The following is a 16,398-nucleotide window of genomic DNA, read 5'->3' on the forward strand; positions in this document are numbered from 1 at the left end:
TGTATTAAAAAATTGACTAATCTGACTATGGCCAAAGTGGAAAATCAAATGTTGATAATTTTCGGGGCTTCTGGTGATCTAACTTCAAGAAAGCTAATTCCGGCATTGTTTGACCTTTATAAAGGCAAGTATTTGCCTGAAAACTTTGTTGTTTTAGGAACCAGCAGAAGTGTTTTAAGTGATCAGGAATTCAGGGACAGGGTTGTAAATAATAGCAAGTATTTAAAGGAAAGGCTTAATAGTCATGACGAAGCTTACGTAAAGGACTTTGCAAATAAGATCTTTTATACAGAAATCGGAAAGGATTACATTTCAGAATACAACGGATTAAAAGAACGGATCACCAATCTTAATGACGCCCATGGAACGGATAATAATTTCATGTTTTATTTATCCACACCACCGAGTATTTATGAAAATATTGCAAAGAATCTGGCTGCTCAGGAATTGGCAAATGAGTCGCAAGGCTGGAAAAGACTTATTGTAGAAAAACCATTTGGATATAGTTACGAAACCGCTAAAAACCTGAATAGGGGACTGCAAAAATATTTTGGTGAACCCCAGATCTACAGGATAGATCACTATCTGGGCAAGGAAACAGTGCAAAATCTTTTGATAACAAGATTTGCAAACAGCATTTTTGAGCCTTTGTGGAACAGAAATTATATTCACCATGTGGAGATTACAAATGCGGAAACGGTAGGTGTGGAAAAAAGAGGTGGGTATTATGATAAATCTGGTGCATTGCGAGATATGTTCCAGAATCATCTATTGCAAATAATTTCCCTTGTGGTCATGGAACCGCCTATTGATGATAAAGCAGAAGAAATCAGGAATGAGAAAGTTAAAGCCCTGAAGTCCCTGAGGATTATGAGAGATGAGGAAACACTTTTAAAAAATACAATAAGAGGGCAATATTTGGCTTCGGATTTTATGGGTGAGCAAGTTCCCGGCTACAGGGAAGAAGAAGGGGTGGACCCCGAATCTACCACAGAAACGTATGCGGCTGTTAAGTTTTACATAGACAACTGGCGGTGGAAAGATGTTCCTTTTTATGTGCGTACTGCTAAGAGGATGCCTACGAAGGTCACCGAAGTAGTTATTCATTTTAAATCACCACATCATCATATTTTTAGTGAATCCGGTATTATTGACAAAGACAACAAATTAATTATTCGAATTCAACCTGATGAAGGAATTTTAATAAAATTCGGGGTTAAAGTTCCGGGACAAGGGTTTAAGGTAGAAAGAGCGAATCTTGAATTTTACTATTCTGACTTGTCCGAGAAAAACGTTATGAACGCCTACGAGCGACTCTTGTTGGATGCAATGCAGGGAGACCCAACATTATATGCAAGGGCAGATGAAGTGGAAGCAGCCTGGGAGTTTGTGGATCCAATTTTGGAATACTGGAAAAATGGGAAAGATGTTAAAACCTATGGCTATTCTTCGGGTGTCTGGGGCCCACAGAATGCCGACGAACTTTTTGACGGTCTTTATAGCTGGAGAAATCCGGGGGAACAACTTGCAGATGACCCGGGTTTCTGTGAAATACATTAAGACATTGGTATGAAAGTCAATATATCTGAATCCAAAGAACAAACGGCAGAATCTTTTTCAGAATACCTTTGTAAGCTAATAGCCAAAAACACTATTTTACATATAGCTTTGTCCGGCGGAAGTACTCCGAAAGAAGTGTTTAAGGAATTGGCAGCACATTTTAAGAATAGGATAGATTGGTCAAAAGTACAATTCTATTGGGGCGATGAGCGCTGTGTCTCTTCTGATGATAAAGAAAGTAATTACAGAATGGCTAATGAGTACCTGTTTTCTAAAGTAGATATACCTTCTGGGAATATACACCGCATTAAGGGGGAGAACAAACCAGAGGAAGAAGCTGTACGATATGCAGCTCTTTTAGAAACCAGGCTACCTGATCATAATATGCAGCCACAATTTGATCTCGTAATACTGGGAATTGGTGATGATGGGCATACGGCTTCAGTTTTTCCAAATCAGATCAGCTTATGGAATTCTAAATCGCATTGTGAGGTTGCTGAACATCCTGAAACGGGTCAGAAACGTGTAACTCTTACCGGTTCTATTATAAATAATGCCAAAGAAGTGGCATTCCTTGTAACAGGTGAAAATAAGGCTCAAATAATCTTTGAGATAATCGAAAAGAAGGGAAACTACACTTCATATCCTGCATCACTTGTTGCCCCACATTCAGGGAGGTTAAACTGGTTTTTGGATGCCGATGCGGGAAAATTAATTCAATTGCCTTGAGCAACTAGTTTTCAAACTGTAAACTAGTTATTGAAATGAGGTGATTTTTCAAGTTTTACTTCTGTGATAAAATATTTGGTATCACCCCACCAGGAGAATGTAGCATAACGTTCCTCATAATCCAGTTTAACATAGTCTCCCTGATATTCTTTAAGCTTTTCAATGACATCCTTCTTTTTGCCGGAAACGGAAAACTTAAATATTTGCGCACCAGAGATACCCTGACTTAATTCGCCTTCCCAGGTTTTAAAAACCACCCCTTTGTGACTTATTTTTATTAACTCCCCGGATCGGACCCCTTCGCTATAGGGCACATAATAAACGAAAGTAAAATATGAGGCAAAAGCTAAAATGATAATAGTAACCCCAATAAACAAAGCTTTTTTCATGTGTACTAATTTAGTTTTTCATCAAAATCATCTTGCTGGGCTCTTTCAAGATATTTGTCTGGTAGAGACTTTTTGGCTTTAGCTCCCATTTTCTTGAGCTTTTCAATACTTGAAATAATATTTCCACGGCCCTCGACTAATTTATTCATAGCCCCCTTATATTCAGTCTTAGCCTCGTCCATTTTTTTGCCCACCTTAGTCAAATCTGTTATAAACCCTTCAAATTTATCATATAAGGCCCCTGCCTGCCTGGCTATTTCAATAGCATTTCTTTGCTGTTTCTCGTTGTTCCACATGCTATCAATAGTACGAAGGGTTGCTAATAAGGTAGATGGTGTTACAATGACAATATTTTGTTCAAAGGCCTTATTGTAAATAGAGTTGTCATTGTTTATTGCAATTGCAAAAGCCGGTTCTATAGGAATAAACATAAGAACAAAATCAGGGCTTTCCATTTCATAAAGATCTTCATATTTTTTTGAGGATAATTGATCCACATGAGTCTTTATGGAACTTATATGTTCTTTTAAATATTTTTCCTGCAATTCTTCTTCAGCATTTATATATCGTTCGTAGGCTGTAAGTGAAACTTTGGCATCTACGACCATTTTTTTACCATCAGGAAGATTAATGATTACATCTGGCAATACCCGACTGCCATCCTCCCTGGTAAAACTTTGTTGCACCGAATATTCCCTGTCTTTTTCAAGACCTGATTTTTCCAGTACTCTCTCTAATACCAATTCACCCCAATTTCCTTGCATTTTGCTATCACCTTTTAAAGCCTTAGTTAGATTTTCTGCTTCCTTGGTAATTTTTAAATTTTGACTTTGCAGATTTAGCAACTGCTCTTTGAGTGAAGAGTGGATGCTAATATTTTCTTTTTGACTTTTTTCAACTTTGTCTTCAAAAGTCTTAATTTTTTCCTTTAAGGGATTGAGGATATTTTCAATATTTTCCTTATTCTGCCTGGTGAATTTTTCTGATTTTACATCTAAAATTTTATTAGCCAAATTTTCAAATTCTTTAGTGAACTTTTCCTGAAGTTTTTCTACCTCTGCCTTCTGCTCCGAGTTTTTTTGATGCAAATTCTCCATTTCAACCTCATACCTGCTTATCTGAATCCCCAAACGCTCCTTTTGCGATCGCAATTCGCTTGTCTCATCCATACCCAATGCCAGCCTTTTCTCTATTTCTGCAAGATTATTCCTGAGCTGTTGTTCTCGTTCCAGAAGGGCACTCTGACTCGATTTTGTTTTAAGGCTTTGTATGTAGTTGCCTAAAAAATAACCGGCTACCAAAAAAACCACGGCAAGTATACTATAAACCAAATAGGCTTCCATATATTTTTGATTCTGAAAAGTAAAGATAATTGATTACCATTAAAATAGCAGCACTAGTTGAACTTACTTATTAATCTTAAATGAGCCTGTCTCGGGATTAAAGGTAATGGTGTCTTTGGGGAATAAATCCTCAAAGCTTTTGCACTCAATGAGTTCACAGGGAGCACCAAAATTATTGGTATCCCCATTCATTATAAATATTTTGTCACAAAGCTGGATTGCAAGGTCTATTTCGTGGGTGGTGTAAAGAACCACTTTTTTGGTATCATGAGCGATTCTTTGTAATAGTTTTAATATGTGCACTTTATGATAGAGATCCAGATGCGTGGTGGGTTCATCCAGAAGAATAATTTCAGTGTCCTGGGCCAGGGCTTTGGCTATCATGACCTTTTGCAGTTGCCCATCACTAAGTTCATAACATTTCGTATTCTGCAAAGGTTCTAATTCTAATATTTTGATTGCTTTTAGGATTTTTGACAGATCATCGGCAGACAACGTCCCAATCCAGTTTGTGTAAGGATGCCTTCCTAAACTAACGAGTTGAAATACCGTCAGGTTTTTTGATGCAATTGGTTCTGTTAACACAACACTCACCAGGGTTGCCAACTCCTCTGACTTTAAAGTTTCGATGGGCTTATTTTTTATCAATACAGAACCTGATAATTTAGGCTGTACACGTCCCAAAGTTCGCAATAGAGTAGACTTGCCAATACCGTTTATGCCAACAATTGCAACCAGCTCACCTTTTGTAAGCCCAAAACTAATATCGTTGGCTACAGCAGTATTCTTTCTGCGAGAAGTATATCCAACAGACAACTTCTTGGCCTCCAGGATGATATGTTCATTTTTTGTTGAAATAATTTAACTATTTAATAGATTAAAATATCATCTTCTTCTTTCTTACCAATAACCATATAACCACCGGTGCACCTACAACAGAAGTAATAGCGTTTAATGGCAAAACATAGGAAGAAGAAGGTAATTGAGCAATCAAATCACAAAGTAACAGAAGTATTGCCCCGTATACAAGTACAGCCGGTACCAATATTTTATGATCAGTTGTATTAAAAATTTGCCGGGTTAAGTGGGGTACAGCCAGTCCAATAAATGCTATCGGGCCAGCAAAGGCTGTTACTGCCCCGGCGAGTAACCCTGTTGCTATAATAATTATGAAACGGGTTTTTTTCAAATGAACACCTAGACTTCGTGCATAATTTTCACCCAGCAACAATGCATTGAGTGATTTGAGAGAAATAATACTCAGGATAACACCAATCAGGATAAATACAGCTAAAAGCGCCAGTTGTGTCCCGGATAAGTTGCCTACGCTACCGAATGCCCAAAATATATATTGTTGTAATTTATCCGCATCAGTGAAATAAGAGAGAACACTTACCAAAGCCGCAGTTATACTTCCAAACATTAATCCAATAATGAGCAAAGCCATGGTATCTTTAATTCTGGATGCAACGGTAATCACGGCCAGGAGAACTAAAAAACTACCTATGCTCGAAGCAATGGCAAGGGATACATCATTAATGACTTCAAAAATAAGCCAATGTGAAAATAGTGTAGATCCCATGATCAGGAGTGCGGCACCCAGACTTGCACCTGAGCTAATCCCTAAAACAAAAGGACCAGCAAGGGGATTTCTAAAAAGTGTTTGCATTAACAGACCACTAAGAGATAGTCCACTACCTACCAAAACAGCAGTTAAGGCCTTGGGAATCCTATAATTCCATATGATGTAATGCCAGGATTCGTTTTCAATTTTTCCGCCTAAAATACTTGTAAAAGTATCACCAAATGGAATGGCTACCGACCCGAAACTAAGGTTAAGTACCAAACAAAAAAGCAAAACCAGAAATAATAGCAGAAAAGGAAACAGATATGTATTTGATCTTAGCACTACATTAAAGGTTTAAAGAAGAAAAGCTCATGATCCGGCAGTAATTCCGGATGAAAAATGTAAATAAGATCTTTCAAGATCAAATCGGGCCTGGCTGGGCCCAATTCATAATACAGCAAACCGCCGGTTGCTCCCTTTGTATTTGCAAAAGTGTATATTTTTTTTTCATTATAGGCTTTAAACCGGCGATAATGCCTGCTCGCCTCATTTAGTCCATTATAGGATGTAAATTGAGATGGCGATATCCAAAATGAGGCATCAATCCCCTTTGAAAGTACACTTTCCAAACTTAGTGAAAGGCTTCCGGTGGCATTTGTATGGCTCCATAAGTAGTCTGCATTGGCATCATTGATAAAACCGGCTGCCCAACTTTTTCCTCCCGGAAGATACCAGACATCTTTATAAAGGGCACCACTAAGTACTGTTGGTTTGTCAGTTGTTTTTTGTGCTAAAGCCTTCGCATCTAAATAGTTACCTTCGATGGTCTTAAAAAGCCTTTCAGCCTTTTCCTCCAAACCAAAGAAAGGTGCAAAGAATTTAATCCATTCGGCCTTTCCCAAAGGTGTTTCTTCTGTCCAATCACCATTATAAACAATCGGAATATTTGAACGCTTAAGAGTTTCATATGCCCTATTCTGATTATTAATGCTGAAACCTATTATCAGATCGGGATTAAGGTTTATAACCATTTCAGTATTGATAGACTCGTTATTGCCCAGATCTTTTATTTTACCCTCGTCTATCTTTTTTCTGGTGACTTCAGAAGAAATATATCTGGTTTCGGGAAATCCTACGAGCCTGTCTATTACTCCCAGATTCTCCATAGCGGGAATATGGGTTGTTGAAGTGGCGATAATTCTTTCAACAGGAACCTTAATAACGGCATCAAAATCCTTGCTGTTCAGTTCTGGTGGTTTTTTAAGATTTTTGGGAACCAAACAGTAAACAAAAGCCTCGCCTGCATCGGGCCAGGGAGAAAATACTTTAATTATCGTAATCCCCGAAGCATGTTTCTCAATGGCGAATCCTTTTGCATAATTGATGTTCACCAAATGACTTTTTAAGGTTTCAGGCAAAGAATTCTGATTTTTCTCTTTACATGAAACAAAGGCCAGAAGCAGACTAAGTAATGCTATATATTTAATTGCGAATGAATCCATAAATTCTGCTGCAAGGTAACAAAAGTCACATTTCCAAAATTGTATATATCCTAATTTTGTTAAAAGTTCTCAAATGGGAAGAGATTCAAACATCATCATCTATATCATAGGGGGAATTATAATACTTCACTTCATTATAGGAATTCTCTGGCTTATTTTAAAACTTGGGAGGAAAAGCAACCCGGACTAAAGAAATAATGCTACATTAGTCCGGAATTTGGTTTTCACTTCTTTTTTAGAATTGAAATTAAAAGGGAATCCAGTTAGAATCCGGAACTGTTCCCGCAACTGTAAGCTTAGTTCCTTTGATCAGGAATGCTTGTAACCACTTCAATACCACTGTCTGTGTTCCTGTAAATTGAACATCCACGGGAAGGTTGGTGGCAAGACGCAAGTCAGGAGACCTGCCCAATTCAACAAATAATGTTAAACTTTCGGGATAAAAGTTGGCGTATAGGAAAGACATCTGTACAATTTTCCCGTAAACTATTAGGGTATAATGGTAAAAAAACACGCTCTTTTTTGCGTTTTTTGTTTATTAATTACAACGGTTTCTTCCCAGGTAGAAATTGATTCCATGGAGTTGCAGGAATTGGACGAAGTTGTTGTCAGTGATTCAAGGTTTCCAATAAAAAGGGAGAATTCCGGAAAAACTATTATTAAAATAAGCTCGGAAGAACTGGAAAACAACCAGGGCAAATCCGTAGCTGAGATTATAAATACCAGAAGTAGTATTGAAATAAATGGGAGTCGGAGCAGGCAAGGCGAGGTTTTGGGGGTTTTCGCCAGGGGTGGCAGAGGCAGGCAGGTTTTAATCCTGATTGATGGTATAAGAGTTTCAGATCCTTCTTCTTTTTCCCAGGAATATGATCTTAGATTGCTTGCCGCATCGAATATAGAATCAATTGAAATAATTAAAGGAGCTGCCAGTACCCTATATGGTATGAGTGCAGCTACCGCTGTAATTAACATAAAGAGTAAAAAGGCTTCAGATAAAAAAATAAGCGGAGATTTTCAATCGAGTATCGGGACAAACCAATCTTCATCCGATCAGAATTACAATATTGCAGAGTTCAGTAATTCAGCCACGGTTAGCGGATCTCTTGAGAGTTTTACCTATTCCCTGGGTTTTTCCAATGTATATACAAATGGTTTATCATCAATTATAACAGAGGCTAACGAAGAAGACCCTTTTTCGAGATATAATATTGATCTGAAGCTGGGGTATTCATTTAAAAATAAAATCAACCTAACTGTTTATGCCAATCAAACAAATTTGAATAGTGCTTATGACGAATCTTTTGGTTTTATTGATGCTCCCTACACCTTTCTGACAGAACAAAAACGGCTGGGCTTATCTTCAAAATGGAAATATAAAAAAGGAGATTTAAACTTAAATGGTTCATTTACGAATTATAAGTCGGATAACAGGAGTGCTTTTCCTTCCATGTTTGAAGGGAATAATTATGTGATCGACCTGTTTAACAGATATACTTTTGATGAACGCATATACGCTATTTTAGGCGTGAATTATAATCTGGACAGAGCTGAAGTTGATGGGATTCAGGAATTCTCGTTGATAGATCCTTACGCAAATCTGGTTTATGTTTCACCATTCGGATTGAATATTAATGCCGGAATGCGGCTTAACGTCCATTCTGAATATGGTACACAAATCGTATACAATTTAAATCCCTCCTATTCAATTGCTTTAGATGACGGATATTTAAAATTTATGGGTACTTACGCCACCTCCTATATCACCCCTTCCATAAGCCAGTTATTTGGAATGTTTGGAGCCAATCCACTTTTGGAACCGGAGACTAACCGAACAGCAGAAGGAGGTCTGGAGTATAAAGCAAACAATTCATTGCGGTTAAGTGCGCTGTATTTTAATAGGAAAGAAGAAAATTTTGTGTTCTTTGACAATACACTATTTCAATATTTTAACGCCTCAAATACTATTAATGTACAAGGCCTGGAGGGCCAGTTAAACTGGGAGCCACTAAAGCATATGAATTTAACTGCCAATTATACTTTTACAGAAAGAAAAGGAGATAATGCCATCAGAATACCTAAACATCGTATAGACGCAACTATGGGCTATAACGTTTCAGCTAATTCCTTTTTATCGCTTACTTATTCTTTCATAGGAAAGCGTACGGATACAGATTTTAACACTTCTGATGATGAGGTCCTCGATCCTTTTTCAACCTTCAGTATATATGTGTCACAGGAAGTAATGCCAAACAAACTCAAATTCTTTTTAAACTTAGAGAATGTGTTTAATACAACTTATACAGAGGTAACCGGTTTTACCACCAGAGGGCGGAATGTACGATTGGGAATTAGTTTAAAACTTTAAGCTTTTGTTATTTCAAATCAAGATTAAGGTGAATTGGCTTATCCAATATCATATTGTCCTTTAATGGGGCAAACATTTTAGAACTTGTGTATAGCTCAACAGGCGTCTTTACTGTAAAATCCCTTTTCCCAGAAATACCCGTAATTTCTTGAATAGCCCTGGCAAGCAGGGGTTCATTTTCATCTCCCAAAACCCCCAGGTTTTCCAAATCTTCTTTTAATTCAATATCCGGATCAAATCCTGCCGTATAATCCGAGAAGCCTACAGAATTTTCATTTCTTCCTACCAGGGGTTGAATTGCCCAGCTATTATTGGGGTTAATCTTATTTTCTCTGGAGGGAGTGTAAATAAACGGAGCACCATCCCTGTCGGGATCGTCCACCATGGTAAGTGAAAATTCATTCTTACCCCTTGTTGTCGTACCTATCTTAATCACTTCAATGTATGGATCCAGGCCATTGATTACCAACTCACTGGCAGATGCAGAACTACTTGTTGTTAATACATAAACCCTGTTTAAGTTTAATGTATTTATTGCAGTACCGGCTCCGGTTTTGTCTGCAAAATAGTCCGCCAGTTGCTCATCCGTAAAGACTTCCTGCAATTTTTCATTCCAGCGCTGCCTTATATATAGTCTATCTGTATTTGTACTAAAAACCATACTGGACAAAAGACGTGATGAATTTACAGACCCTCCCGGGTTATAACGAAAGTCCAGCACCAGATCAGTAACCCCATCGGCTACAAATTGCCCGAATGCATCGTTTAGATTTTCATCAAACTCGTTTGTAAAGCCATTATACATCAAGTACCCTATTTTCTGGTTATTAATATCAAATGTTTTTACGATAAAAACAGGATTTTCAACTAACCCATCCTGCTTGGTCAATTCCACGCTTTTGTCGTTGGGTGTAATTACGCCATCGGCAATATCTGCCATATTAAGAGTGTAGGTAGCATTTTCCCCGAATAGCAGGTCCCGGTAATTGCTTTGATTTAGGCTTATCCCATCCACACCAGTGAATAATTCTCCACGTGAGATGTCTTTTGTAGATGCATCAGAATTTGGAACAATATAGCGCACATATCCAAAGATATCGGTATCGTTATCGCCATATAAAAATAAGCCAAATTCCAAACCATTGCTACGAGAAATCCCTGAAAGACTTTCTGTTAGCGTTTTATAATCGTCACCATAAAAGCTAAACCTGTCTTCTGAAAAACGTAGATTATTGTCGAAAAAATCGGCAGGATCTAGTTCGGAAGCAAGGAATTCAATATACTCTTCGTTAGTAGGAAACCGGTCATCTGCCAGGTCAGCTACGTCTGACTGCCAGAAATACCATATATTCATGGCCTTCCACATAAAATCCTGAACATTAACCGAGGTACCTCCCGGACCATTTATGGTAATGTCATCATCCTTATTACAAGATATTAGTAGGGTGGAAAGACCTAAAAATAAAAGCAAAATCTTCTTCATTCTTCTTTTTTCGCGCAAGTTACTTAGTTTTGGCAACAATTATTCCAAATTTAATATTCCTTAACATTATTTCCCATCTATTTAACTTTCAGACTTTTAAAAACCATAATTTAGTAGTTTTAAGGGGTGCAAATTACTTACATCTGCAGGAAAAAAAAATATTTTGTAACAAAATTCGATGTACTTCGTCTTGCTTATGTAAAACACCTTGAATGGTTCATACAACAACAGAACAACCAATAATGACGCAATCAGAATTTTTAAATGTGGTAATGCCTTTTAAAGACAAGTTATACAGATTGTCAAAAAGATTACTCATTTCGTCAGAAGAAGCTGAAGATGCCACTCAGGAGGTTCTTATGAAATTGTGGTTAAAAAACAGCAATATTGCCAATTATAAAAATGTTGAGGCCTTTGCAATGACTATGACCAAAAACTTTTGCCTGGACAGGTTAAAGTCGAAACAATCGAGTAACCTCAAATTGGTTCATAGTAATTATGAAGATGGCAATACTTCTTTGCAGAAACAAATGGAGGCAAGAGACAGTATTAGCTGGGTGGAGAAAATCATGGAGGAATTGCCTGAACAACAAAAATTAGTGTTACAGTTGCGGGATGTTGAAGAATACGATTTTAAGGAAATAGCAGATTTGCTGGAAATGCAGCCCACTGCGGTGAGAGTAGCACTTTCCAGAGCGAGAAAAACAGTAAGAGAAAAGTTAATGCAAAAACATAGTTATGGCATTGGATAAAATTGAAATATTATTGGAAAAGTACTTCGAGGCAACTACCACGGTAGCTGAGGAGGAACAATTGAGAGACTATTTTTCACAGGATTCGGTTGCACCGCACCTGGAACAATACACTCCAATGTTTACATACTTTTCAAAAGCCAAAGACGAACGGTTTACTAAGCAGGTTCCATTAAAACCCAGGGTGTCTTACCACAAATGGATTTCTATTGCAGCAGTAGCGGTTATGGCCTTTGGAATATATTTCGGTAATGATTACCGGGAACAAAGAGAGGCAGAGTTTGCCTATCAGGAAACAAAGAAGGCGTTAAGCCTGTTGGCACAGAATTTGGAACGTGGTACCGAAAAAGTTGCCTATTTAAATGAATTTGAACAAGCAAAACAAAAAATTTACAACAACAATTAAATTTAAAATGATGAAAAAGTATATTCTAATAGTGGCAATGGCAGTTTTACCCCTTAGTGGTTTCTCACAGTCTATTTTTGACAAATTTGAAGATTCAGATGAGGTAAGTTCTGTAATAGTAAATAAAAACATGTTTAACCTTTTGGTTAAGATGGATGTGGATGTGGATGATCCGGAAGCTCAGGATTTTATGAATATTGCAAAGAGCCTAAGCGGGCTTAAGGTATTCATTACGGAGGATAAGGCTGTATCTGCAGATATGCAGGCAACTGTAGACAAATATCTTAAATCTTCTTCTCTGGAAGAACTGATGCGGGTAAAAGACAAAGATACAAATGTTAAGTTCTATGTAAAAAATGGCAAAGATGAAGACCATGTAAGCGAGTTATTAATGTTTGTTACCGGTATCGATAATGTAGATATGGAAATAAATGACAGAAAAATTGAAACGGTTCTTCTTACGTTGACCGGAGACATAGATCTTACTAAAATAGGTTCACTTACAAAAAAGATGAATTTACCGGAAGAATTAAACAAAGCGGAAAAAAAGAACAAATCTTAAAAGCAGATCCAAAAAGTGGTAATTGGCAGGTTCGGAAGATAAAATTTCAAAACGGCTTAATTACCACTCTTTTCGGCTTTGATAACTAATTAACATCAAAAAAATGAAAAAAATAATAGTGATTATAGCAGGAGTGGCTTTAATGGTCCTTTCTGCCTGTTCGTCAAAACAGAGTCTCCAGGAATATTATGTCAACAATTCAGAAAATCCTAACTTCATTTCTTTGGATGTTCCTACGAGCATTCTAAATCTGCAGGCAGAAGAATTATCTGAAATACAGCAAACGGCATTGCAGTCATTGAAAAAATTGAATTTATTGGCTTTTAGGAAGACCGGAGAGAATGAAGCCGAGTATGAAGTTGAAAAAGCAAAAGTAAATGCCATTCTAAAGAATGAGGATTTTGTGGAACTTATGAAACTGAATTCGCAGTACGGAAAGGGAGTTATAAAGTATGTTGGTGATGAAGATGCAATAGATGAGGTAATTATATTCGGAAGCAGTGATGATAAAGGATTTGCTCTTATTCGGGTTCTTGGAAAGGATATGAACCCTGCTTATATTGTACAATTAATGAATGCAATTCAAAAATCTGATTATAAAGGAGAAGGACTAGGAGATATAGGCGAATTTTTAAAAGGATAACGCACCTATTTTTTATATAAAAGCCCGCCCGGGTATAATCCGGGCGGGCTTTTTGTTTGCAATGCAGCAACTGATTTAAAAAGTGCTTCTCCAATTAAAATTTCTCTTGGCTATTTTATATCTTACCAATCTTAAAAATTTAAAATTTGTTAGAATGGAAAACGCAGAAATTTGGATTGACAAGGGAATTGACTTTATAATTACTTACGGCCCCAAACTTATTGGAGCCATATTGATATTCATTATTGGATCCTGGGTAATTAGTAAAATAATCGGGGTTTCCAGAAATGCCATGTCCAAAAGCAAATACGATGAATCGTTACAACGATTTCTTTTAAACCTTTCTTCATGGGCTTTAAAAATCTTACTTGTTATTATAGTGATCTCTACATTAGGAGTAGACGTAACAACATTTGCTGCAGTAATTGCAGCAGCTGGTCTGGCTGTAGGACTCGCTTTGCAGGGATCCTTGTCAAATTTTGCCGGGGGAGTATTAATTATGATTTTCAGGCCATACAAAATAGGGGATTTAATTGAGGCGCAGGGAGTTCTGGGCGTAGTTAAAGAAATTGATATTTTCACTTCGAAGCTTATTACACCTCAAAATAAACTGGCTATTATACCTAATGGTGCTATGGCCAATGGCAATATTGTTAATTACACAGCAGAGGGTAAAATAAGAGTGGATGTTGAAATTGGAGTAGACTATGGAGAGGATATAAAAAAGACCAAAGACGTATTAATGAGTGTGCTGACGGCAAATCCAAAAGTACTGCAGGACCCTGCACCTTCAGTAAATGTTTCTGAATTAGCAGATAGTTCCATAAACTTTGCCATCCGGCCCTACGCTAAACCCGAGCATTATTGGGATGTTTATTTTAGCACCGTTGAGGATTGCAAAATAGCCCTGGATAAAGCAGGAATTGAAATACCGTTTCCTCATTTGCAGATACTTAAAAAAGGGTAATAAAACCAAATATTGAATACTTAAGAGAAGAGATAATTGGTAAAAAAAATACCTTCACCCGAGATTTGAATTCTTTTTTATATTCCGGTATAATTGCTTGGGCTAATATTTTTTAATTCTTTTTTTAGCTCTTCGCTTATCTCCAATTGATCAATAAATTCAGCAATTGATTCCTTTGTAATTCGGTCATTCGTCCTTGTGAGACCTTTTAGCGCCTCATAAGGATTCGGATAACCTTCTCTTCTTAGGATGGTTTGTACAGCTTCAGCCACAACCGCCCAGTTATCCTCCAGATCTTTCTCAAACTTAGGCTTGTTAAGCAATAATTTATTAAGCCCTTTTAGCGTAGCCTTAAAAGCTATTACGGTATGTGCAAAAGGGACACCCACATTGCGCAAAACAGTGCTGTCTGTTAAATCGCGCTGCATGCGGGATATTGGTAACTTCGAAGATAAATGCTCAAAAATAGCATTGGCAATCCCTAAATTGCCTTCAGAATTTTCAAAATCTATTGGGTTTACTTTATGCGGCATTGCTGAAGAGCCTACTTCTCCTTCTTTAATTTTTTGCTTAAAATAATCCATGGAAATGTAAGTCCACAAATCCCTGTTTAAGTCTATTAATATGGTATTGATACGTTTAAGGCCGTCAAATAATGCAGCCATATGGTCATAGTGCTCAATTTGAGTAGTAGGAAATGAATGAGATAACCCCAATTTATCCTGGATAAATTTTTGCCCAAAATTTCGCCAATCTATCCTGGGATAAGCTACTTTATGAGCGTTGTAATTCCCCGTTGCACCACCAAATTTCGCTGCACTCGGGATATCATTTAAGAGATTGAACTGTTCCTCAAGGCGCACTACAAAAACGTTGATTTCTTTGCCTAAACGAGTAGGAGATGCCGGCTGCCCGTGAGTTCTTGCGAGCATGGGGATATCATCCCAATTTTTAACCAAAGTCTTCAGAAAAGCCGTTAATTCCATAAACAGGGGAACATAAACCTCATTCATGGCTTCTTTAATTGAAAAAGGAATAGCTGTATTGTTAATGTCCTGAGAAGTAAGTGCAAAATGTATAAACTCCTTATGTTTCTCGAGTCCCAATGCATCAAACTTATCCTTTATGAAATACTCCACTGCTTTTACATCGTGGTTGGTGGTTTTCTCTATTTCTTTAATGGCCAATGCATCTTCCAGGCTAAAGTTTTTAAAAATATTTCGTAGCGAATTAACTTTGTCCTGAGATAATTTTGGGAGTTGTGGAAGCTCCAATTCACAGAGCGCTATGAAGTATTCAATTTCAACCATAACCCGGTATCTTATAAGGGCTTCTTCAGAGAAAAAATTTGCAATGGATTCAACTTTGGATCTATACCTGCCGTCAATTGGTGAAATGGCGCTTAATTGATTTAACGACATATGCTTTTAGATTGATTATTTTTTTGAAAGATGTAAAGATACTTATATGCTCGAGAGATTAAAAGTATATTGGCAGGATAGTTACGATTTTTAAATTAAGCTGAACTAAAAGATTTTTGCCTCCTTTCAGTGTGTCCTATTTTGCTTAGCCATTAGTGCTAGAATTTGTTTAGCTCTGGCCTTATATGCTGCGCTGCCCGAATGGTAATTCTGCTCCAATACCATTTGCAATTCAGAATGAATCCAGTTAAATTTTTCACCTAGCAAATAAAGGCTCGTCATGGAGTAGGCCTTAGCCGCTACTTTATGTTCCCCTATAAGCCAATCAAAACAGGATGTTGTTATTTTTTCCAGGTGATTTTCCTTTATTGAATTCTGGACCTCATTTACTGATTTCGAAAAATAAGCTTTCATTAGAATTTCACAAATTTTGGCTATTGGTCTAACGGATGAATCTAATTTCACTTTAGACATGCCCAATACAAAAGCATCAATATTTCCAAGGATTAAACGTATGTCCTTTTTGGCAACAAATTCCAAAATCCAACAGGCTTTTGATGAAAATTCTCCATTATCCTTAAAAGCAATAGCCATTAAAGGTGAAATTAAATGCGGATTATTGAGTATAATCCTGCTTACTTCAAGGCGCTTTTTACGGGTGGCGTTTACATAATTTAATACTTTATATAATTCAACTGTAGTCACAAAA

16 protein-coding genes and 1 riboswitch are annotated in these 16,398 nt (G+C 37.2%); of the genes, 8 read left to right on the forward strand and 8 right to left on the reverse strand.

The features are described from left to right. Nucleotides 1–27 precede the first annotated feature (27 nt). Together zwf and pgl are read left to right on the forward strand one after the other, a co-directional pair. Nucleotides 28–1,560 carry a glucose-6-phosphate dehydrogenase gene (zwf, locus tag G504_RS0103365; RefSeq protein WP_019668728.1) on the forward strand — a complete coding sequence of 511 codons (1,533 nt, stop codon included), beginning with the start codon at nucleotides 28–30 and terminating at the stop codon, nucleotides 1,558–1,560. 9 nt (nucleotides 1,561–1,569) lie between these two features. Next, nucleotides 1,570–2,289 (forward strand): 6-phosphogluconolactonase, encoded by a 720-nt coding sequence (gene pgl / locus G504_RS0103370; RefSeq protein WP_019668729.1) that lies wholly within the window; start codon nucleotides 1,570–1,572, stop codon nucleotides 2,287–2,289. A gap of 23 nt (nucleotides 2,290–2,312) precedes the next feature. On the opposite strand, the gene G504_RS0103375 is transcribed toward pgl, so the two are convergent. The 5 genes from G504_RS0103375 to G504_RS0103395 form a co-directional block, all read right to left on the reverse strand. Next, complete coding sequence (locus G504_RS0103375) at nucleotides 2,313–2,678, reverse strand: hypothetical protein (protein WP_019668730.1); 366 nt, start codon at nucleotides 2,676–2,678, stop codon at nucleotides 2,313–2,315. 5 nt (nucleotides 2,679–2,683) lie between these two features. After that, entirely contained in the window at nucleotides 2,684–4,021 is a 1,338-nt protein-coding gene (gene rmuC / locus G504_RS0103380) for a DNA recombination protein RmuC (protein ID WP_019668731.1), read from the reverse strand. A 63-nt stretch (nucleotides 4,022–4,084) separates the two neighbouring features. Then, the gene (locus G504_RS0103385; protein WP_019668732.1) at nucleotides 4,085–4,837 is read right to left on the reverse strand and encodes an ABC transporter ATP-binding protein; all 753 of its coding nucleotides are present in this window, start codon (nucleotides 4,835–4,837) and stop codon (nucleotides 4,085–4,087) included. A gap of 61 nt (nucleotides 4,838–4,898) precedes the next feature. Continuing rightward, complete coding sequence (locus G504_RS0103390) at nucleotides 4,899–5,930, reverse strand: iron ABC transporter permease (protein ID WP_019668733.1); 1,032 nt, start codon at nucleotides 5,928–5,930, stop codon at nucleotides 4,899–4,901. Continuing rightward, entirely contained in the window at nucleotides 5,930–7,090 is a 1,161-nt protein-coding gene (locus tag G504_RS0103395) for an ABC transporter substrate-binding protein (protein ID WP_019668734.1), read from the reverse strand. The genes G504_RS0103390 and G504_RS0103395 overlap by 1 nt, the downstream gene beginning before the upstream one ends. 201 nt (nucleotides 7,091–7,291) lie before the next feature. Further along, a riboswitch (cobalamin riboswitch) is annotated at nucleotides 7,292–7,516 on the forward strand. Between the two features lie 73 nt (nucleotides 7,517–7,589). Here G504_RS0103395 and G504_RS0103405 point away from each other — a divergent pair. Further along, nucleotides 7,590–9,455 (forward strand): TonB-dependent receptor plug domain-containing protein, encoded by a 1,866-nt coding sequence (locus G504_RS0103405; protein WP_019668736.1) that lies wholly within the window; start codon nucleotides 7,590–7,592, stop codon nucleotides 9,453–9,455. Nucleotides 9,456–9,462: 7 nt separating this feature from the next. On the opposite strand, the gene G504_RS0103410 is transcribed toward G504_RS0103405, so the two are convergent. After that, nucleotides 9,463–10,938 carry a S41 family peptidase gene (locus G504_RS0103410; protein WP_026348366.1) on the reverse strand — a complete coding sequence of 492 codons (1,476 nt, stop codon included), beginning with the start codon at nucleotides 10,936–10,938 and terminating at the stop codon, nucleotides 9,463–9,465. A 242-nt stretch (nucleotides 10,939–11,180) separates the two neighbouring features. Here G504_RS0103410 and G504_RS0103415 point away from each other — a divergent pair, with 242 nt between their 5' ends. The 5 genes from G504_RS0103415 to G504_RS0103435 all read left to right on the forward strand — a co-directional run bounded on the left by G504_RS0103415 (nucleotide 11,181) and on the right by G504_RS0103435 (nucleotide 14,268). Continuing rightward, a complete protein-coding gene (locus G504_RS0103415; RefSeq protein ID WP_026348367.1) occupies nucleotides 11,181–11,690 on the forward strand; it encodes an RNA polymerase sigma factor in 510 nt (169 codons plus the stop codon). Continuing rightward, nucleotides 11,677–12,096 (forward strand): hypothetical protein, encoded by a 420-nt coding sequence (locus G504_RS0103420; protein WP_019668739.1) that lies wholly within the window; start codon nucleotides 11,677–11,679, stop codon nucleotides 12,094–12,096. Before G504_RS0103415 ends, G504_RS0103420 begins: the two co-directional genes overlap by 14 nt. A gap of 10 nt (nucleotides 12,097–12,106) precedes the next feature. Beyond that, on the forward strand, nucleotides 12,107–12,658 hold the full coding sequence (locus tag G504_RS0103425; RefSeq protein WP_026348368.1) for a DUF4252 domain-containing protein: 552 nt from the start codon (nucleotides 12,107–12,109) through the stop codon (nucleotides 12,656–12,658). Between the two features lie 103 nt (nucleotides 12,659–12,761). Beyond that, a complete protein-coding gene (locus tag G504_RS0103430) occupies nucleotides 12,762–13,301 on the forward strand; it encodes a DUF4252 domain-containing protein (protein WP_019668741.1) in 540 nt (179 codons plus the stop codon). A 154-nt stretch (nucleotides 13,302–13,455) separates the two neighbouring features. Further along, nucleotides 13,456–14,268, forward strand: a complete 813-nt coding sequence (locus G504_RS0103435; RefSeq protein WP_026348369.1) for a mechanosensitive ion channel family protein — start codon at nucleotides 13,456–13,458, stop codon at nucleotides 14,266–14,268. Nucleotides 14,269–14,345: 77 nt separating this feature from the next. On the opposite strand, the gene purB is transcribed toward G504_RS0103435, so the two are convergent. Then, entirely contained in the window at nucleotides 14,346–15,689 is a 1,344-nt protein-coding gene (purB, locus tag G504_RS0103440) for an adenylosuccinate lyase (RefSeq protein ID WP_019668743.1), read from the reverse strand. Between the two features lie 126 nt (nucleotides 15,690–15,815). After that, nucleotides 15,816–16,394 (reverse strand): hypothetical protein, encoded by a 579-nt coding sequence (locus G504_RS0103445; RefSeq protein WP_019668744.1) that lies wholly within the window; start codon nucleotides 16,392–16,394, stop codon nucleotides 15,816–15,818. Nucleotides 16,395–16,398 lie beyond the last annotated feature (4 nt).

The organism is Eudoraea adriatica DSM 19308, from assembly GCF_000382125.1.
GTDB classification, from domain to species: Bacteria; Bacteroidota; Bacteroidia; order Flavobacteriales; family Flavobacteriaceae; genus Eudoraea; species Eudoraea adriatica.